Here is a 19658-nt window from a genome sequence, read left to right as displayed (position 1 = left end):
CTTCGGGAACAGAGTATGTGGGTGATCAAGCTAGGGGGTAGCGTGACACACTACGACAGCCTAGTGCACTGGCTGCGTCTGGTCGTCCGTTGGGGCGATGGTAAAGTCATTATTGTGCCTGGCGGTGGCATGTATGCCGATGCCGTACGGGATTTCCAGCGCATGCGCGCAGGGCATGCTGACGGCCATATTAATGATCACCACGCCCATGCATTGGCCATTTATGCCATGGATCAAATGGCGCGAAGCCTGGTGGCGATGGTACCCGAACTGGCTTTGGTACGTAATCCGCTCCAAATTGCCGAAAGTGGCTGGCAGCATCGCGGCCTGGTGTGGTTACCCAGTGAAATGGCGCTAAACACCATGTTTGCCAATGAGCATGCGCTGGCCGAGAGTTGGGATGTGACCTCAGACAGCCTGGCTGCCTGGCTAGCCTGGCAGTTGGAGGCGCAGCATTTACTGCTGGTTAAATCAGATGACAGGCTGCTAGATAGCCAGATGGCGCGTGGCCTTGATGCTTTGCAGTCCATGGACATCGTTGATCAAGGCTTGTCAGGGTTGCTGGCAGAAGCTAAATTTCAAACCTATGTGGTACACCAAAGTGACTATGGGCTGTTTGAGCAAGGGTTTGCAGGTAGTGACTTAACGGCTGAGCTGGGAACACATCATCGTTTGTACTCCGCGTAAACCTCGCGCCTCGTTTTATTCAATCTGGTTTCATGCATGAGCGTGTTTACAGCGCTACCGTATCGGTTTTCTCAAAACGGCCAAAATGCAGCATGATGGTCGGTAAAATCAGCAAGTTGAGGATGGTCGAGGAGATGAGGCCGCCGACAATAATCGTCGCCATCGGTCCTTCAATTTCGCGTCCCGGCTCACCGCTACCGATGGCCAGTGGCAGTAAGCCCAGTGCCGTGACCAGTGCGGTCATTAACACAGATGGCAAGCGCTCAGCCGCACCGCGAATACAGGTCTCCAGGTTCCAGGTGCAGCCTTCGTGGTCCACTAGGTGCTGAAAGTGTGACACCATCATGATGGAGTTACGTAACGTAATGCCAAACAACGTGACAAAGCCGACCAGCGTGCCCACGGAAATCCAGCCGCCGGTAAAAAATGTAGCGACCACGCCGCCTATCAGTGCAAAGGGCAGGTTGGCGAACGTGAGCATCAGGTTGCGCAACCGGCCAAAGGCGATATAGAGCATGAGAAAAATCGCCACACCAGCCACCAGTGAGTGAATAATCAGGTCCTGACGAGATTGCGCATTGGCTTCTGCCTCACCAGAAAACTCCAGGTAGTTACCACTGTTTAATTGCAGTTTTTTGTGCAGGGTATTACGGATATCCTCTAGTAATAAAGCCTGGTCTCGTCCAGTGATATTGGCCGTGATGGTTTGAATGCGCTTGGCACCTGAGTGCAAAATCTTGGAGCGGCCACCTTCTTGCGCCACATAGGCGACATCCGATAGCTTGAGCATTTGGCCCTCGGCGTTAAAAATCGGGATATTGCGCATGTCAGCAATGTCATCGCGTGAGGCATCATTGAGCAGCACGCTGACACCGATAGAACGGTTGCCCATAAACACGTGATTGACGGGTACACCTTCATAGCAGGCCTTGACGGTGTCTAGCACATCGACAGGTTGCAGACCCCATAAGGCCAGTTTTTCCTGCTTGAGTCGGATTACAATTTCAGGTGTTTCCGGCGGCGATTGCACCATGACATCGCGCACGCCGCGGATGCTGCCAAGCAGCTGAGCTACTTTTTGCGCATCTCTATCCAGCGCATCCAGGTCCTGACCAAAAATATTAATCACCAGGCCAGCGGCATAGCCAGAAATGGTTTCTTCAATGCGCTCGGTTAAAAAGGTATTAATCGCAAAATTGGCACCGACAAAGCCCAATTCGACTTTGCCATCACCATCGTCGTCCTCTGTTTCACCTGCAAGCTCTTCACGAATGTCATGAAAGATACGTTCTTGCTCTTTGCCAGACACAGTGCCGATTTCGACCTCAAATTCACTGTAATGCGTGCCAAAGGTGTCCGCCGCATTGGGCGCGCGGCCTACCCATTGTGCGACGCTTTTCACACCTGGAATTTCCAGCAGCACTTTAGTGACCTGGTTACCCAGTTTCAGTGACTGCACTTCGGAGGTGCCAGGCACGGTCGTCATGTGCAAAATGTAGTGGCCTTCGCGCAGGGCAGGGATAAATTGGCTTCTAAACAAAGGTAGAATAGCGAGGCCGAGCGCAATGCAGATAAAACTGGTGATCAATATCAATTGGTAACGATGCTCAATCTGGTGCAGCAGCTTGATGTAGCCTTGTTTGAGCCAGCGCAAAACCGGAGAGTCTTCGTTTTCAAGCGGTGCTTTTGCCAGTAAGGCATAGCAGAGTGCAGGGGTGAGCGTCAGCGCCACGACCAGCGAGGCGAGGATGGCTGAAATATAGGCATAGCCTAGCGGTGCAAATAATTTACCCGCGACGCCAGACAGCGTAATCAGCGGTAAAAAGACCAAGGCCACAATCATGGTAGCGTAGACCACAGAACTACGTACCTCCATCGAGGCTTGGAACACGACTTGCGCCGCAGGCAGTGGTTGCGCCAGTTGCCGGTTTTCGCGCAGACGGCGGAAGATATTTTCAGTATCAATAATCGCGTCGTCAACCACCTCCCCCAGCGCAATCGCTAGGCCACCCAGCACCATAATATTCAGGCCGACGCCGTATTGATACAGCACAACAATCGCGGTGAGCAATGACAGCGGGATCGCCGTTGCTGAAATCACGGCCGTGCGCACGTTAAACAGGAATGCGAACAGCACCAGCACGACTAGGAACGAGCCGATTAAAATGTCAGTGCGCAGACTGTGGATGGCCGTTTCAATAAAGTTGGCCGGACGGAACAAGCCTTTATGCAGGGTGACTTTTTGCGCCGTCAGGCTCGGTTCGATGTCTGATAGTTTGCGCTCCAGTAGTTGGGTCAATGCGTACACATTGGCGCCTAGCTGGCCTTGCACTGACAAGTAAACAGCCGGATGGCCGTTGATCGCGGCTGCGCTGATAGACGGGGCAGCGCCTTCGGCAACTTCTGCGACATCGCTGATGCGTATAGTACGGCCCAGTTTGCGCAACAGCGTGATATTGGCTAACTGCTGCGGCGTGGTCGTCTGGCCCTGGCTATTGAGGATAATGCGTTGGTTGTCATTTTGAATAAAGCCCGCGCCGCGCACGCCGGTGGCGCGGCTGGCGGCATTCACCACGTCTTGCACGTTCAATTGATACAACATCAGTTTACGTGGATCAATCTTGATCTGAAACTGGCGTACTTCGCCGCCATAGACATTAATATCTGCCACACCAGGAATCGCCATCAAATGCGGCGTTAAATGCCAGTCGACCAGCGTACGCAGTTGCATCAGCGATAGTTTGTCCGAGGTGACGCCTATGCCCATGACTGTGCTGGCCGAGGAGGTGAGCGGAGTGATATTGGGCACAATGCCAGGCGGCAACTGGCTGCCAAGCATGTTCAGGTGTTCAGCAACGATTTGCCGATTACGGTAAATGTCTGATTTGTCCTGAAAAATCACGGTGACAATCGATAGTCCGGGAATCGACTGTGAACGCAGACTTTTAATACCGATGGCCCCCGAAATCACATTCTCAATCGGCTGGGTGACCAGTTTTTCGACCAAGCTGGCTGAGAGGCCAGGTGATTCAGTTTGAATCACTACTTGTGTTGGTGCAAACTCAGGAAAGACGTTTAAGTCGCTCTGCGTCAGGCTGTAGGCACCATAGACCACCACCAGCAGGGCGAGCCCGATCATCACGCCGTAAAAACGGATGGCAAACCTGACCAGTGCTGACATCATGCTGGTAGCCCTCTGTAATGACTCGGCGCTTGCAGATTAATCTTCATTTTCATTTTTAATCTGAAATTTGAATTCTTCAGACAATAGCAGCTGTGCGCCACGCGTCACCACCTCAGTGCCAGGTGCAATACTGTTATCAAACCAGCCATTATCGAGCTCAATGTCAGAGGCGACTGGCTTGCGCAAAAAGGTATCCGGCTTGGTTTTAACGTAAATCCAGGCCATGCCGCCATGCCAGGCAATCGCCTGGTTAGGCACAATGACGCCTTTGATGGTGGCCGAGGATGACTCTGCTGGCACCACATTCACTCGCATGCCTACGCGCAGATAATCTGCTGGGGCACTATAGAAATAGGTTTTACCGATATTGCTGATATCGGTTTGAATCGATTGCGAGACGTAATCGGCCTTAATCGGCGTCACTTCATCCTGAATCGGCGAAATAAACAGGCTGGAGTTACCTTCTGGTGCTTTGAATTTCAACGGAAAACTAACCTGCACCAACACTTTTTTCTGCGTCAGCAACTCATGTAGCGGGCCTGGTGACGGATGTTGTGTCACCAGCATGGCCAGTGGCTGTCCCCATTGCGCAATAATGGTGTCGGTGAGTGCTTTCAGTTGCGCTTGTGTGGCTTTAATTTGCGTCTGGTCACTAATTACCAGTGCGTGTGCTTCCTGTAGCGCTTTGTCAGACACGTTTTTGTCATCTTCGTTAAGCTGTTTATAGCGCTGATACTGCAGTTGGTGGTTCGGCAATACACTTTCTGCCACTGCCAATTGTGACTTCAGCTGCTGGTACTGGCTGTTGTAGTCAACTAAGGTCTGGATGGAGATGACAGAGCCCAGCACCTTGATATTGCCGTGGTAATCATATGGCTGCAAAGGCTGCACGCTGATGCCGCTATTTTTTTGGGTGGCCAGATTCAGTTGCACGACCTGCAAGCCGTTTTGCTCGGTGACGTGCAGCGGGCCTTCTACCTCTTCTTCGCTATCTTCTTGAATGGACTCGTATTCATCGCGGCCAACAAACACAATGGCCCAAATCAGAATCACAATTAAAATAATCTGGGCTCCGATAATCCAGAGTGCTTTTTTATTCATTTTGCTGGCGCCTTTTGCTGCTGGTTGGCAAAGGCCGGTGCACGCTGCGACAGTGCAATCGGTTTTTGCATCACGTTTTCAATCTCTTGCAGGGCACGCATGACATTAGCCTGTTGTGTAATCAGGCGTTGCTGCGCGTTGTAAAACTGGATTTCAGTTTGCAGGTATTCGGTTTTATCGATCAACCCTTGATGCCACTGGTTTTCCAGTTGCGCTTTGCGGTGTGACTGTTGTTCGTATTCACGTGTCAGTGTCACCAGCAGGTTGGCCGAGTCGCGATATTTAATATAAGACTGCTCAGACAACTGGATCACCTGGTGCTGTAGGGCGTAAAAACGCACGGCTTCATTCTGCCGCACTTGCTCGGCATGTGCCCACAGGTCAGAAGACTTGTTGAGCAGGTTGAGCATGGTGCCTATGCCTAGTGACCAGATTTTGTCGCCGTACTCGTAAATCATGCCTGGATTGAGTGACAGGTCCGGATAGCGCTTGGCCATTTCGAGTCTGAGCTGAGACTCCGCTTTGGCGTATTGCGCCAGCCCGCGCTGGATATCCATGCGGTTGGTTAATGCCGTGTTCTGGATGGTCGGGGCATCGGCATAGGCTTGCGACTGTGTAAATCTCGCCTTGAGTATCTGCGACAACTGAATCGGCGCAATATTCAGCGGCAGGTTATGCTGTTCGGTCAGGCCGGCATCATGCAGCACTTTTTGCTCGGTTTGTCTGATTTGCAAGCGCAGTTGCTGCAATTGCCAGGCGGATTGGTCGTGTTGCAGGCGAATAGGCAATACATCCGACTTGCCCGCAACGCCTAGATCGAGCCGTTTTTGATAGGCTGCGAGTAAGGTCTCCTGCGCTTTTTGCAATCTCGCCAGGCTACCTTGCATGGCTTGTTGTTCGGCCAGCAGGATCAAGTCCAGGCTCAGTTGCTGGCGCAACATCCAGGCGGTTTCCGAGACCATGATTTTGGCAATATCGGCCTGGTATTGTGCAATCTCTATATTGATTTGCCGTTTGTTGGCAGTGATGACCGGAATATCTACCTGTAAACCGTACGACCATGGATTAATATCGCCATTGGCACGGTTGCTGTGTGATAACTGGCCATTGAGGCCGACTTGCGGGCGCAGGCCCGCGCTGGTGATCCCCGCCAAGGCGACCGCATAATCAGATTTGGCGACTTTGAGGGCAGGGTGGAAGTAAAGTGCTGACAGCGTCAGGCTATCCAAGTCCCAGGTATCAATTGGCCAAGGTGTTTGCGGTGATTGGCTGGCAACAAAGGTTTTAAAGCCATCGGCAGACGGCGTGGCCTCTACGATGGTATCAATATTCTGTTGTTGCGGAATCGGCTTGGCCTGGAAGGCGATGCCGCAGGCTGTCAATAACAGCGGTGAGAGATAAACGAGCAGACGCATGGCGTGTGCAAGGCTGGCGTCAAACACCAGCCCCCGGCGAGTGTGTCTTCGACGCGTGCATATTTTTACACCTGCAATTATTCGATGATGGTCGCGTGGGCGGCATCCAGCGCATCTTGCAACAGCTCTTCCGGCAGTTGATTGATGGTGGTTGCCAGCAAGTCGGCAGCCTCAACCGTACGGATCGGCAAGTCGGCGGTATTGAGTTCCGCAATTAAACCGGCAGCCACGCCAGTAATTTTGAGCAAAATTTCGCGCTCTCGCATCAAGAGCTCAAGCTCCGCTCTAAGCATGTTTTCTTCGGCTGAATGCATATCCTGTCCCATGAACAACTTATTGTTGATATTTAATCCAGCATCTTGCAGTTGAACGTCAGGCTTGTCAATGTGAACGCCACAAGTTTGTGGGCATGGCTAAAAATGGGCTATAATAGCGAATTGTTGGTTTTGGCTGGCAAGATGCGAAAGTGGCGGAATTGGTAGCAGGCTAAAGTGCCCCATACCATGTACATATGCTTTCGCTAGGTTTTAACTGGTTTTGTTCAGTTTTACAAAGTGTACATATGTACATGCCAAATTTGTACATGTTAAGATGTTACTTTGTAGCGTAAATGTACATGCCCTAAATGCGAGGGTGGTGGAATGGTAGACACGCTAGTCTTAGGAACTAGTGCCGAAAGGCGTGAGAGTTCGAGTCTCTCTTCTCGCACCAAATTATAAAAATTACTTCCTAGGCTTCTGGAATGAAATCACACTGTGATTATCTTTCCTATAACCAGCCAATTCAGCTTGTAGCTTAAACACCTGACGCTCCAAAGAAATAACTTTCTGTACGGTAATAGCGTAATCCTGCTTTAACGATTGCAATTCATCGTCTTTCTGGCGAATCTTCTCCTCAAATTTTGGGGCTGTATGCTGTATTAAATTGGCTTCTTGAACCTCTATGATGCGATTGATCTCTTTGAGGATTTCTGGATACCTTGCTGCGCGTAATGAGCCGGCTTTCTTCCCAGCCTCAATAGCAATTGCATTCAAACTTATGGTTTCTTTTCTGTCCAAAAGTCTCTGCATTGCAGCCAGGTATTCAATTTCCATTTTCGTCCGTTCAGTCATTTAGAGCGTCTTTAGCCTTTTTCAGCTTTGATTCGAATTCAGTGATATCAGTCTGCAATTGTTGATAGTGAAGGCTTGATACAGGGTATTTATCTCTTACCCTATATAGTTGATTTAATGCAATTTCCACCTTAGAAATACTCTCTGTATCACCAATAAACTTACTGCATCCCATGCAGGGAGTGCCAACATGTGTGATGCTAACTTTGTCGCATGGTCCCACGTTAGTACATCCACCAATTGGACCTCGCTTGAATGCCATTTCTCCCTTGAGAAATTTATCCTTTGTTCTGAGCGTGTCGGTGACAATGATAAGTGGCTTATCTGTCTTGGATGCGCTACGAATTCTGGAGCCTTCACCGCCCCATAGTTGATCCTGATTTTTAATGACTGATTGCTCATAATCCAAGAATTGAGCAACTCTCTGCTCAGTCTCAACTGAATCGATGAATTTCAATTGAGCCATATGAAATTCATCCTTAGTGTCATTCAGAATAAAGTTCTTAGCATAGGAAGAATTTCGACGATAGTAACTAGTCATTGCTGTTAGCAAGTGTTTAAACTGTAATTGCAATGATCCAATTGAAACCAGGCCAGATCTAGCCAGATATACTGCTAGAGATCTGCGACACTGGTGTGTAGTCAATGGCCAAGGCTCATTGAGTTTTACATCTTCACTCCAGTCCCTAAATCCATCGAATTCATGGAGTTCTGCTAAATCTGATTCAGAGACATTGAGACTAGGAAATCTAGACAAGAAATCTGCTATTCGCTCGCCACTCAAACCTCTTAGCAAAGGAGCATTTGCATGAAACCTTGAAGAGTGTTTTTCTTTATCTGGTTTGGTTAATGGCGCTAATAATGGAAATTCGATGGGATGTAATTCCCACTGGTTATCAATCGCAGATATTTCTCCCAACGATAGTGCTGCATTCAAGCCCAGATCAATAATGTCAGTGGTGATCCAATAAGTAGCAGTAGCACCAGAGCCAATAGTTTTAGTAGTAAATCCTTGGATGATTTTAGTGGATACGCCATTGTTTTTAACCCTACTTAAGCATTCTCTGCTGAGAGAATTCACCTCTTGATCTCTCATTCCAGTGAATAAGTGAATCCAGTATTTAGCAGCTTCTTGAATGTCTCTTAAGAACACGTTCCAGCGCTTTTTATCACTCAATCCATACTTGATGGCTAATTCAGTCAACTGAAATTCCTGCAAGATCTTTTGGTAGTTTTCCGGGCGCTTATACCAACTCTTGAATCCACTATATGTTTTCAAGTGCCCACCAGTTCTTAAGCCATTGCTGACGTATAAGAAGAAGCTTTCGATTCTTTTAGCGTTATCCGCATAGTCCTGAATGAAGGAGCTTAAGTTGGTTATAAGTTCAGCATAAATCCTGGTCGGGATCACTGCAGTCTGTTTGATTCTGTCCTCTGGTATGGATGTAACAATACCTTCAAGTCTATCTGATAAATTGAAATCAGCAGGTGCAATGACAAAGCTACTGTTGATAATCCTAATTCTGGTCAACTCATTTACAAGCGCTCCAATAGCCTGTGCAGATCTGTTTGATAGTGCCGCGAGGCTGGATGAAATACCTAGTACAAGTCTATCGTCGTTGAGTAGCTTCTGTATCGATAATCCATTCTTGCTGGCCCAATCAGCAAGTGCATGTACAGGAGTTATTCTCAAGCTTTGTATTGACCTTATTGATGGAGACCAGTAGATTCTTGCGTACATGATGGATTTGATTTCATGCAGCACTTGGCTTGAATATTTGTTGGCATCAAAATTGAGCCTGGCTCCCTTAGTGCCTATTGCTGAGAAATCCCAAGTATTATCTTTGAATCTTGACGCGACCACACCATTGGAGTCATACGAAATAATAGTTTCTGGACCTACATCCAGGTTAATTGATGGCGGATGAATAAGCGGTAGTTCAGTATTAATCGCTAAGCTAACTTGCTCTGAATAAATGCTCATTACGCAACTACTCCGAGATGAGTTAATGTTTCGTAGTAATCCAGCCAGAATTCATCTAGACCTCCAAGTTCAACGTCTTCTTGGATTTGATCAACTAAGTTAATCAAACTTGGGTCCTGGCCAACAATTTCATTGAGTATTTCGTCTATGCGGTAGATGTATGATGCCCATCTAGTTGACCACTCATCTTGCGGCATCGAATTGCCCAATTCATTTATGAGGAATTTCAGGCTTAATAACTTGCGTATGTCTATGCTATCTGCGTGTGCGGCATACTTGTCGCAAAATATGCATGTTTCTTTCACAGAGCAATTCGGGATTGGTGCAAATAGAGTAAAGCCTTCTGCCATATATGGCTTCAAACTGCCTTCACTAGTGCATTCTCCGATAGCGGTAGTGGTGTTTGGGTTATGGATGGCAACAATGGGCACGCTTATCGTAGGTTTATATCTTGTTCTATCAATAGCGCTCTGATATACAGCATTTAAAGCGTTACTAATCTCTAAGGATGCATCCGCTAAGTTTCGATTGCTATAGTGTCTCAATGCGGTGCTGATGTTATGACCCTGCATATCCGCACTAGCGAAAATATCATTTTCACTAGCTTTACCAATTAACTTTGATTTAAAGCCTCGCCAAATTCTGGCGTTTATCCAAGTTATTGAGTAGAAATCTTCGAAGAAAGTGGCATTAGCTTTGGACCTATCTGTCATGCTACTGGGCATGGGTGTTACAAGACCGTTTTCATTGATAAATGGAAATGCAAGGTTCGAAGTGAAGCCATATCTTTGTAACCAAAAATTTCTGATATCAAGCCATTTCTTCCATACGGAAAGATATTTCGAAGCAAATTCAGGGAAAACAGTTTTATTGTTAGCCCGAACTTTCGTCCCTGATAGTCGAGTATATTTTTGCGTTTGATCGAATTCAAATTTATCAATCTCTGCATCCAGAGCCACCTGAAGGTTTGCTCCAGTAGCTCCAATAAATGACATCAGAGCTGCTACTGAGACTTTCGAATATAACTTTTTAAAACCTATTTGTCCCTGATCAAAAACTAAAATTTGCTGGTCAACACTAATAGAATTTTGAGATTTTTCGATTAACACACACCATGTCTGGTGAATGAAATCGCAAAGTGCTGCATATGTTTTCAATTTGTCGTCATCAGAAATGATTTTGTTAGTTAGCGTGCCAACAAAGCTATCGCGGTCATCCCATCTAATCGCAGAGCCCCAAAACTCGATTTCTCGTTCAGATTGATTTGTCATGTAACTGCATGCCGATCTTGCAACTTTCTGACAAACTGAAGCACTGTTGTTCTTCATTTTTAACTTGTGACCATCTTTCAGTTTAATGCGATGAAATAGCCATTTAGTGTATTCAATATAGGCATTTTTAACATGTTCTTTGACAGTAATATCGAAGCCAGGCAAATGTTTTCCAATCCAAAATATGAATTGAATTATGAGGAGGATATGAGTTCTTTTAGAAGAGGGTCTCAAATCCGGTTTTGACCTCAATGCGTCAATCAAATTGGCCAAGAACAAATTTCGATTCGTGTCCAAAGTGCTGATGTCTACTTGCCTTACATTGGGAGAGTCATCAGTTTTACGACTAACTCTCTCAGAAAAGACTCGGAAGCACATAGCTCCAATATCAATATGGCTTCCATCCTTGAGAGTGAACATGCAATCATGCAAATTTACTGGTTTTTCGTCCGTGAATTCATCTGGTAGATAATGTTTTATTGTTCTGGTTGTCAGTTTATTCATTATTCATAATCTGTATCAAATAAATGGCTTGGAATGTATTTCATTAATTGGTCTTCGACGCTACTTTGAATCTGAGCTCTGAATTGTTGATTGCGCTGGAAATTCAAGTAGCGCATGGTGGTAGCAATATCCTTATGGCCCATCCGTTGCTGTACCTGCTCTAAGACCCATTCTGTACCAAGGTTTGATTCCTTACCTTGTTTCTTTAGGGAGTCGTTGTGGCTATCTACTACTCGCAACAATGTTTCCAGTGTGTTCATGCCGAAAGTTGCACGTAAATCATGGAAGCTGAAGTCTTTGTATTCACTATGCTCCTTGCGAATGCGGGTCAGCAAAACACCATTGATAAATGACCAAATGGATTGTCCCTTTCGAGTAGTGTGGGATCGAGCTTCAGATAGGGTTAGGCTCATTTTGGCAAGAACCTTTGGATCTCTTCTGTCTATTATTTCTTGCTTGGATGTCTGGTACGGTTCAGACTCTTTGTTCAAGAAGAGATAGTTAGTTTCAGAATTACCATAAAAGCTCTTAAGGCGCCGGTTAATTGATTCATGGCTGTTCCAGTGCCTGAGAAGTACGTCGTAAAGTTGTGCAGGAAATGCAATTGTGAGAGGTTGGCTTTTCTTAGTGTCTACAAGCTGATTACCACCTTTCAGATGCAGCAAGTATCGATTGTTTTCCTTATCAAAAATGCAATCCAATAATGACTTCCCTCTGAGAGTGCAAATGGTTTGAAGTCTGGCTCCAGTAAGGATTGCGATAGCAAAAATCAAGCGATAACTCATTCCAGAGTGACGTAAATTCTCACTTAGAATTTTCTGTTCCTCATCACTCAATGGTCTAAGTTGCCCGCCATCATTGATTCGGTCAGATCTGACCTGGGTGGATGCTTTTTTAATTGCTAGGTCTGTGCTTGTGATGGACAGCGTTTTAGATTGTAGATCCCTGCCAAGAATGTTAACGAGTAGCTGTTTATCTTCCCAAGCCAATGTGAGAATGTCGTTGTCGATAATGTTGTATGCAACAAGGCCTTTGTAAAATTTGATAATCGTGTTCATACGGTTAGAGGCTGTGCTGTTTGCCGTATTTTCGCTGTTAATTTCATTAATCAAATGCGCACGATATCGATAAGTGGGGCGCTCAAATCGTTTTGTTTTGTGGAAGTAGAGTGGATCGATATCGTTTGATTCCAGCCATCTTAGGTAATGAAGTAGATCGCTAGATAAATTTTCCCAAGTCTTCGATTCGTATTTACGGGTGTTTTCAAGTCTCTTAATCAAATAGATATTACCCAACGTCCAGGGAATGCCATCGCTCTGAATTAGAACTGGAAAGTCTGGAACAATAGATAAATGGCTGTCGTTAACTGTGACGTAAGTGACTTCTCCAGATTCCGAATCAAGCTTAACTTCCTGGATTTTCAGATCCGGAATATAGACGCGCCTAGAAACGCTTCTGAAGGGTTTTGACATTGACAAAATACTTATTCGAGAGTAGTATGTACATAGTCTATCACATGTACCCCGAACCGAATAAGTGTACGTTTAGCCTGTGGTAGACGCACTGGATTTAGGTTCCAGCGCCTCGCGGCGTGAGAGTTCGAGTCTCTCCTTTCGCACCACCTAAAATTTTGATCGGGCTTTACGATCTAAACGTGATCAGGTGGTGTATGAACTAAATAACAGGCTTCCGTTGCAGGAGGCCTTTATTGTTTTTAGCTTTGGTTGATTAGCCGTTGGACGGCTGGCAGAAAGAGATTGCACATGAATATCGTACAAACACCGCACGCACCCGCTGCAATTGGCCCTTATGCGCAAGGGGTTGTCGTTGGTAATATCCTTTATACTTCTGGCCAGATTGCACTGCGTCCAGATGGCAGCTTGAATGATGGCGACATAGTGGCGCAAACCCGTCAGGTATTGGCGAATTTGCAGGCGATCATTGAAGCGGCTGGCGGCAATTTGCAGCAAGTGGTGAAAACCACGGTTTTTCTTAAAAACCTGGACGATTTTGCCGCGATGAACCAGATTTACGCTGAAGCTTTTGTGACGCACACGCCTGCGCGTTCTACCGTGCAAGTGGCTAAACTGCCGCGTGACGTATTAGTAGAAATCGAAGCGATTGTTGCTTTAAGCTAATCGCCAGCGTCTGGCGCTTGAAGTCTGCTTTTCTGGCGCCATATTGGCTTTAAACACAGGCTTTTTGATGGGCCTCTGTCTATTAGTGCAAGCTTGATGCTCCGCTTGCAGTATCGCTGTCGGCTTGAAGTTTATTTCAATTCAGAGTTGTGTTATATTTTTAGGTTCTTTTTTCATAATTTGATCGCAATCGAATCCCCTTAGAGTGTGATCAGGTTGTGTTTAAACATTGATTAAGACGCACAAGCATGTGTCTACTTACATAACCCATCGTTATTAAAACGATTTTTACAGGAAGTTCAGCATGGCAGCAGTATCTGTTGAAACAGTCAGCAACTTGGAACGTCGCATGACTATCAAAGTCCCTTTAGCTCCGCTGGAAGGGCAAATCAGACAACGTTTACAGCAAATTTCTCGTACAGCCAAATTTTCTGGCTTCCGTCCGGGTAAAGCGCCTATTGGCCTGGTGAATCAGCACTATGGTGACCAGGTGCGTGACGAGGTGTACTCCAAAGCGGTTGAAACCAGCTTTGGTGAGGCTGTTGAGCAAAACAAGCTGCGTGTGGCTGGCTTCCCGAATATTGAACACCTGCCATTTAAAGATGCGGCAGAAGAGTTTGAATACATTGCAACTTTCGAGATTTTCCCGGAAGTGGCCATTGGCGATCTGAGCAAAGTGAAGATCGAGCGTCCAACACTTGAGTTGTCAGATGCTGACGTAGAGAAAACGCTGGACGTACTGGTTAAACAGCGCGTGAGCTACGAGCCTGTCAAGCGTGCGTCTAAAAAAGCCGACCGTATCAACATCACGTTGACGGCTTCTATCGATGGCCAACAGGTTGAAAGCACCGGCGACCGTGGCATTGATCTGGTGATTGGTGAGCCTGGCCGTGTGAGCGAGTTTGATGATGCTTTGATCGGTGGTAAAGCCGGCACTGAGAAGTCATTTGATATTACTTATCCAGCCGATCACAATCCTGCACAATTGGCAGGTAAAACAGTGACTTACGACGTGAAGTTCGTGTCTGTGTCACAACCGGTTTATCCTGAAATCGATGCTGAGTTTGCAAAAAACCTGGGCGTGGAAGACGGCAACCTCGACACCATGAAGTCTGAAATCAAGCAAAGCCTTGAACAAGAAGTTGACAAGCGTATCAAAGCGCGTGTGAAAGAGTCTGTGTTCCAGGCATTGGTCGATGAAACCAGCTTTGAATTGCCAAAAGCAATTGTCTCTGCAGAAACCAACCGCTTGATGCAAGTGGCCGCACAAAACCTGCGTCAGCGTGGCGTAGACCCAGCACAAGTGCCAATGGAGCCTTCTGTGTTTGAAACACAGGCACAACGCAACGCCAAACTGCGTATGGTATTGACTGAACTGGTGAATACTAATAACTTGCAAGCAACTGCTGATCAAGTGCGCGCAATGGTAGACAGTTTTGCACAAAGCTTTGAGAAACCTGACGAGCTGGTGAGCTGGTACTATGCAGATGTTAAACGTCTGGATGAGCCAGCAGCATTGGCAACCGAAGAAAATGTAGTGGCCTGGGTGTTGGATAAAGCCAAAGTCACTAACAAAAAAATTAAATTTGATGAATTGATGATGGCAGGTGCTTAAACCATGAATTATATGAACGCGAACGAGGGCATGATGCAACAAACAATGGAGCCACAAGGGCTTGGTTATATCCCAATGGTCATCGAGCAAAGTGGCCGCGGTGAGCGTTCATATGACATTTATTCACGACTACTCAAAGAGCGCGTCATCTTTTTGGTAGGCCCGGTCAATGATATGACAGCCAATCTGGTGGTCGCGCAGCTGTTGTTTCTGGAAGCTGAAAATCCTGACAAAGATATTTCTTTGTACATCAACTCTCCGGGTGGTTCTGTGACGGCCGGGATGTCGATTTACGATACCATGCAGTTTATCAAGCCGGATGTCAGCACCTTGTGTATTGGCCAGGCGGCCAGCATGGGCGCGTTTTTGTTGACCGCTGGCGCCAAGGGCAAGCGTTTCTGCCTGCCTAACTCCCGTGTCATGATTCACCAGCCTTTGGGTGGTTTTCAGGGCCAGGCGTCTGATATCGCGATTCACGCCAAAGAGATTTTGTACCTCAAAGACAAGTTAAATGGCATTATGGCGCATCATACTGGCCAAAAAATTGAAACTATTGCTAACGATACCGATCGTGACAATTTTATGAGTGCTGACGCTGCCAAGGCTTATGGCCTGGTAGACCAGGTGATTGCCGCACGTAGCGCTGTTTAATCAGCGAGCAAACCGCAGGGGAATAGCATGGCAAACAAATCTGATAGCGAAAAGCTTTTATATTGCTCGTTTTGTGGCAAGAGCCAGCACGAAGTCAAAAAACTGATTGCAGGCCCGTCTGTATTCATTTGTGATGAATGCGTTGATTTGTGCAACGACATCATTCGCGAAGAAATCCAGAGCCTTAATGAGATCAAGTCTGCAGACAAAAAACTGCCGACACCACAAGAAATTTGCCAGATACTTGATCAATACGTGATTGGTCAGTTACAGGCGAAAAAGAACCTCGCTGTAGCGGTGTATAACCACTACAAGCGCCTTGGTTATAATCCGCTGTCTGATGGCAATCAGACTGGTAAAGACGATATTGAAGTGCAAAAAAGCAATATTTTGCTGATTGGGCCAACTGGCTCCGGCAAAACCTTGCTGGCACAAACATTGGCGCGCTTGCTGGATGTGCCATTTGTGATGGCGGATGCCACCACTTTGACGGAAGCCGGTTATGTCGGTGAAGACGTCGAAAACATTATGCAAAAATTGCTGCAAAAGTGCGATTACGATGTTGAAAAAGCACAGCGCGGCATTGTTTATATCGATGAAGTCGACAAGATTTCTCGTAAATCAGACAATCCATCAATTACCCGTGACGTGTCAGGGGAGGGCGTGCAACAAGCCTTGCTGAAACTGATTGAAGGCACGATTGCTTCTGTGCCGCCACAAGGTGGCCGCAAACATCCTAACCAGGAGTTCGTGCAACTGGATACCACTAATATCCTGTTCATTTGCGGCGGCGCTTTTGACGGTCTGGAAAAAGTCATCCGTCATCGCTCAGAAAAAGGCGGCATTGGTTTTGGCGCTGAAGTAAAAAGCAAAGAAGACGTGCGTGCTGTGGGCGAAGTCTTGCGTGAAGTTGAGCCAGAAGACTTAATCAAATTTGGTCTGATCCCTGAGTTTATTGGTCGTTTGCCAGTGGTGGCAACCCTGGAATCTCTGGATGAAGCCGCGTTGATGACGATTCTGGTTGAGCCGAAAAACGCCTTGACCAAACAGTATATGAAGTTGTTCAAGATGGAAGGCGTAGAGCTGGAGTTTGAAAATTCTGCCTTGCTGTTAATTGCTAAAAAAGCGCTTGAACGTAAAACCGGTGCACGTGGTTTGCGCTCTATTATGGAGCACGCGCTGCTGGACCTCATGTACGAATTGCCATCACTCAAAGGCTTGGCTAAAGTCATTGTCGATGCTGGCGTGATTGAACACACTTCTGAACCTATTCTGATTTATCAGGATGCACAAAAACGCGTCGAAAACGCAAGCTAAATCCCCCTTGCAATAGCCGCCCGGCTATTGCAAGATAGCATCTACAACATTAGATGCTTGCTCTCTTGAATTCTCAAAGAATGTTCCCATCTAAATGCAAAGGACTGGCTCCTTTGTCACTTTTTGAAAGACGCTATGACAGAACACACTTTGCTTGACTCCGAGATCCCCGAAGAAAACGCTTTAATCCCGTTATTGCCATTACGCGATGTCGTCGTCTACCCACATCTGGTGATTCCGTTGTTTGTTGGCCGTACCAAATCGGTCAAAGCCCTGGAGCGCGCCTCGGAAGGGGATAAAAAGATTTTGCTGGTCGCTCAGAAATCTGCCAACAAAGATGATCCGGTGGCAGAAGACCTGTATGAAATCGGCACGCTGGCCACCGTCTTGCAAATGCTGAAGTTGCCTGATGGTACCGTGAAAGTGCTGGTTGAAGGCCTGCATCGTGTTCGCGTGTCTGATTTTGTAGAGACTGACGACTGCTTTATGGCGTTGGGTGAAGAGGTCGAGCAAACTGATCAGGACGATAAAGAGGCTGAAGCCTTGATGCGTACGGTCATGACCCAGTTTGATCAATATGTGAAGCTGAACAAAAAGATTCCACCAGAAATTTTGACCTCGCTGGCCACCATTAATGAGCCAGGTCGTCTGGCGGATACAATTTCTGCGCATTTGACCCTCAAGCTGGAAGAAAAGCAAAAAGTGCTGGAAATGCTCAGTGTGATTGAGCGTTTGGAGCATCTGCTGTTCTTGATGGAATCTGAAATCGACATATTGCAGGTGGAAAAACGTATCCGTGGCCGCGTTAAGCGTCAAATGGAGAAAAGTCAGCGCGAGTACTACTTGAATGAGCAAGTCAAAGCCATTCAGAAAGAACTGGGTGAGCAGGACGAAAACGCAGAGATGGAAGAGCTGGAGCAGCGCATTAAAAATGCCGCCATGCCTAAAGAAGCCTTGGCCAAAGTCACTGCAGAGCTAAAAAAACTCAAATTGATGTCGCCAATGTCGGCTGAAGCCTCAGTGGTGCGCAATTACATCGATACGTTGCTCAATCTGCCATGGAAAAAGAAAACCAAAATCAGCAAAGACCTGCAAGCCGCAGAAGCGATTCTGGATGCAGATCATTATGGCCTGGATAAAGTTAAAGAGCGTATTGTTGAGTATCTGGCAGTGCAACAACGCGTGGGTAAGCTTAAAGCGCCGATTTTGTGCCTGGTAGGTCCGCCAGGGGTGGGTAAAACCTCGCTGGGTCAAAGCATAGCTAAAGCAGTGAACCGCAAGTTTGTGCGTATGGCTTTGGGTGGCGTCCGTGACGAAGCCGAGATTCGTGGACACCGTCGTACTTATATCGGCTCTATGCCTGGCAAAGTGCTACAGAGCATGACCAAGGTTGGCGTTAAAAACCCGTTATTCTTACTGGATGAAGTCGATAAGATGGGGCAGGACATGCGCGGCGATCCTTCTTCTGCGTTGTTAGAAGTGCTGGACCCGGAGCAAAACCATACCTTTGCCGATCACTATGTTGAAGTCGACTACGACTTGAGCGACGTCATGTTTGTGGCAACTGCCAACAGCATGAATATTCCTGAGCCATTGTTGGATCGCATGGAAATCATCCGTTTGTCTGGTTACACCGAAGACGAAAAGATCAATATCGCACAGCGCTACCTGTTGCCTAAGCAACTGAAGGCGCATGCACTCAAGTCCACTGACATTGCCGTGGCTGAGAGCGTGTTGCGCGATATTGTGCGCTATTACACGCGAGAAGCCGGTGTACGTCGTCTTGAGCAAGAGATCGCTAAAATTTGCCGTAAGGCCGTTAAAGAGCAATTGCTGGCCAAAGGCAAAACCAAAACAGTTAAAAAAATCAATATCACTAGCAAAAACATTGAGCAATACCTGGGCGTCAAGCGCTATGACTTCGGTGTAGCCGCCAAAGAAAATCAGGTGGGGCAGGTGACTGGCTTGGCCTGGACCTCGGTGGGTGGTGAATTGTTGACGATTGAGGCAGTGACCTTGCCAGGTAAAGGTAAGACCATTACGACAGGTAAACTGGGTGACGTGATGCAAGAATCTGTGACAGCCGCCATGAGCGTTGTTCGCAGCCGTTCAGAAGGCCTGGGGATTCCGACCGATTTCTACGAGAAAAAAGATATCCATATCCACTTGCCAGAAGGGGCAACGCCTAAAGATGGCCCAAGTGCGGGTATCGGTCTGACGACAGCGATTGTCTCCATACTCACTGGCATTCCGGCGCGTGCAGATGTCGCGATGACGGGTGAAATTACCTTGCGTGGTGAAGTGTTGCCGATTGGTGGGCTTAAAGAGAAGCTGTTGGCTGCACATAGAGGTGGCATCAAGACGGTGCTGATTCCTTCGGCCAACGAGAAAGATTTGGTTGATATTCCGGCCAATATTAAAAAAGACTTGGATATTCATTGCGTCAAATGGATAGATCAGGTGCTGGATTTGGCACTTGAAAGTGCGCCAAAACCGTTGGCCGTCACCGCGCCAGCTGTAGAGATTGTGGCTACTGGCGACGCGAATCCGGAGCAAGCTGTCACGCATTAGTAAAATTGATGCGAATTATTGTCAAAAGGCCGGATTAGCGCTTGACAGCTCGTTTTGCGGCTTGATATAAAGACGGTACAGGATGTACCTGTCTTTTTAACTAGTTAT

The 19658-nt window shown here is 47.1% G+C and carries 14 protein-coding genes and 1 tRNA gene; 7 read left to right on the top strand and 8 right to left on the bottom strand.

From position 1 onward, the window contains the following. Positions 1 to 15 precede the first annotated feature (15 nt). Positions 16 to 687 (top strand): hypothetical protein, encoded by a 672-nt coding sequence (locus tag E6Q52_RS04565; protein WP_292819084.1) that lies wholly within the window; start codon positions 16 to 18, stop codon positions 685 to 687. Positions 688 to 733: 46 nt separating this feature from the next. Here E6Q52_RS04565 and E6Q52_RS04560 read toward each other — a convergent pair whose 3' ends face one another. The 4 genes from E6Q52_RS04560 to E6Q52_RS04545 form a co-directional block, all read right to left on the bottom strand. Further along, positions 734 to 3871 carry an efflux RND transporter permease subunit gene (locus E6Q52_RS04560; RefSeq protein WP_292819081.1) on the bottom strand — a complete coding sequence of 1046 codons (3138 nt, stop codon included), beginning with the start codon at positions 3869 to 3871 and terminating at the stop codon, positions 734 to 736. Between the two features lie 36 nt (positions 3872 to 3907). Further along, positions 3908 to 4972 carry an efflux RND transporter periplasmic adaptor subunit gene (locus E6Q52_RS04555; protein ID WP_292819078.1) on the bottom strand — a complete coding sequence of 355 codons (1065 nt, stop codon included), beginning with the start codon at positions 4970 to 4972 and terminating at the stop codon, positions 3908 to 3910. Next, on the bottom strand, positions 4969 to 6387 hold the full coding sequence (locus E6Q52_RS04550) for a TolC family protein (protein ID WP_292819075.1): 1419 nt from the start codon (positions 6385 to 6387) through the stop codon (positions 4969 to 4971). The genes E6Q52_RS04555 and E6Q52_RS04550 overlap by 4 nt, the downstream gene beginning before the upstream one ends. Positions 6388 to 6464: 77 nt before the next feature. Next, positions 6465 to 6701 carry a hypothetical protein gene (locus E6Q52_RS04545; RefSeq protein ID WP_292819072.1) on the bottom strand — a complete coding sequence of 79 codons (237 nt, stop codon included), beginning with the start codon at positions 6699 to 6701 and terminating at the stop codon, positions 6465 to 6467. A gap of 313 nt (positions 6702 to 7014) precedes the next feature. Here E6Q52_RS04545 and E6Q52_RS04540 point away from each other — a divergent pair. Further along, positions 7015 to 7098: transfer RNA gene (locus E6Q52_RS04540), tRNA-Leu, on the top strand. Between the two features lie 11 nt (positions 7099 to 7109). Here the strand turns inward: E6Q52_RS04540 and E6Q52_RS04535 are convergent. From E6Q52_RS04535 to E6Q52_RS04520, 4 genes are read right to left on the bottom strand one after another with little or no spacing between them, the layout of a single operon-like run. Further along, entirely contained in the window at positions 7110 to 7499 is a 390-nt protein-coding gene (locus tag E6Q52_RS04535) for a hypothetical protein (protein WP_292819070.1), read from the bottom strand. Then, positions 7492 to 9483, bottom strand: coding sequence for a hypothetical protein (locus E6Q52_RS04530; RefSeq protein WP_292819067.1), 1992 nt, complete (start codon positions 9481 to 9483; stop codon positions 7492 to 7494). Before E6Q52_RS04530 ends, E6Q52_RS04535 begins: the two co-directional genes overlap by 8 nt. Then, complete coding sequence (locus tag E6Q52_RS04525; RefSeq protein ID WP_292819064.1) at positions 9483 to 11258, bottom strand: hypothetical protein; 1776 nt, start codon at positions 11256 to 11258, stop codon at positions 9483 to 9485. The genes E6Q52_RS04530 and E6Q52_RS04525 overlap by 1 nt, the downstream gene beginning before the upstream one ends. After that, entirely contained in the window at positions 11258 to 12730 is a 1473-nt protein-coding gene (locus tag E6Q52_RS04520; RefSeq protein ID WP_292819061.1) for a site-specific integrase, read from the bottom strand. The genes E6Q52_RS04525 and E6Q52_RS04520 overlap by 1 nt, the downstream gene beginning before the upstream one ends. A 291-nt stretch (positions 12731 to 13021) precedes the next feature. On the opposite strand from E6Q52_RS04520, the gene E6Q52_RS04515 reads away from it, so the two are divergent. The 5 genes from E6Q52_RS04515 (at position 13022) to lon (ending at position 19550) form a co-directional block, all read left to right on the top strand. Then, positions 13022 to 13396: a RidA family protein gene (locus E6Q52_RS04515; RefSeq protein ID WP_292819058.1), complete on the top strand. Its 375-nt coding sequence runs from the start codon at positions 13022 to 13024 to the stop codon at positions 13394 to 13396. Between the two features lie 304 nt (positions 13397 to 13700). Next, on the top strand, positions 13701 to 15011 hold the full coding sequence (gene tig / locus E6Q52_RS04510; RefSeq protein WP_292819054.1) for a trigger factor: 1311 nt from the start codon (positions 13701 to 13703) through the stop codon (positions 15009 to 15011). A gap of 3 nt (positions 15012 to 15014) precedes the next feature. Next, positions 15015 to 15662 carry an ATP-dependent Clp endopeptidase proteolytic subunit ClpP gene (clpP, locus tag E6Q52_RS04505; RefSeq protein ID WP_292819051.1) on the top strand — a complete coding sequence of 216 codons (648 nt, stop codon included), beginning with the start codon at positions 15015 to 15017 and terminating at the stop codon, positions 15660 to 15662. Between the two features lie 27 nt (positions 15663 to 15689). After that, on the top strand, positions 15690 to 16979 hold the full coding sequence (clpX, locus tag E6Q52_RS04500) for an ATP-dependent Clp protease ATP-binding subunit ClpX (RefSeq protein ID WP_292819048.1): 1290 nt from the start codon (positions 15690 to 15692) through the stop codon (positions 16977 to 16979). A gap of 135 nt (positions 16980 to 17114) precedes the next feature. Then, positions 17115 to 19550, top strand: a complete 2436-nt coding sequence (lon, locus tag E6Q52_RS04495) for an endopeptidase La (RefSeq protein WP_292819045.1) — start codon at positions 17115 to 17117, stop codon at positions 19548 to 19550. Positions 19551 to 19658: the final 108 nt, after the last annotated feature.

It is taken from the genome of Methylophilus sp., from assembly GCF_008015755.1.
Taxonomy (GTDB): Bacteria; Pseudomonadota; Gammaproteobacteria; order Burkholderiales; family Methylophilaceae; genus Methylophilus.
This window is presented reverse-complemented; position numbering and strand designations above follow the sequence as displayed.

Bases quoted from the DNA above. Each gene is read 5' to 3' on its own strand.
- E6Q52_RS04515 (WP_292819058.1), top strand. From the start codon at position 13,022: ATGAATATCGTACAAACACCGCACGCACCCGCTGCAATTGGCCCTTAT.
- lon (WP_292819045.1), top strand. From the start codon at position 17,115: ATGACAGAACACACTTTGCTTGACTCCGAGATCCCCGAAGAAAACGCT.
- E6Q52_RS04530 (WP_292819067.1), bottom strand. From the start codon at position 9,483: ATGAGCATTTATTCAGAGCAAGTTAGCTTAGCGATTAATACTGAACTA.
- E6Q52_RS04545 (WP_292819072.1), bottom strand. From the start codon at position 6,701: ATGCATTCAGCCGAAGAAAACATGCTTAGAGCGGAGCTTGAGCTCTTG.
- E6Q52_RS04565 (WP_292819084.1), top strand. From the start codon at position 16: ATGTGGGTGATCAAGCTAGGGGGTAGCGTGACACACTACGACAGCCTA.
- tig (WP_292819054.1), top strand. From the start codon at position 13,701: ATGGCAGCAGTATCTGTTGAAACAGTCAGCAACTTGGAACGTCGCATG.
- E6Q52_RS04560 (WP_292819081.1), bottom strand. From the start codon at position 3,871: ATGATGTCAGCACTGGTCAGGTTTGCCATCCGTTTTTACGGCGTGATG.
- E6Q52_RS04525 (WP_292819064.1), bottom strand. From the start codon at position 11,258: ATGAATAAACTGACAACCAGAACAATAAAACATTATCTACCAGATGAA.
- E6Q52_RS04520 (WP_292819061.1), bottom strand. From the start codon at position 12,730: ATGTCAAAACCCTTCAGAAGCGTTTCTAGGCGCGTCTATATTCCGGAT.
- clpP (WP_292819051.1), top strand. From the start codon at position 15,015: ATGAATTATATGAACGCGAACGAGGGCATGATGCAACAAACAATGGAG.
- clpX (WP_292819048.1), top strand. From the start codon at position 15,690: ATGGCAAACAAATCTGATAGCGAAAAGCTTTTATATTGCTCGTTTTGT.
- E6Q52_RS04535 (WP_292819070.1), bottom strand. From the start codon at position 7,499: ATGACTGAACGGACGAAAATGGAAATTGAATACCTGGCTGCAATGCAG.
- E6Q52_RS04550 (WP_292819075.1), bottom strand. From the start codon at position 6,387: ATGCGTCTGCTCGTTTATCTCTCACCGCTGTTATTGACAGCCTGCGGC.
- E6Q52_RS04555 (WP_292819078.1), bottom strand. From the start codon at position 4,972: ATGAATAAAAAAGCACTCTGGATTATCGGAGCCCAGATTATTTTAATT.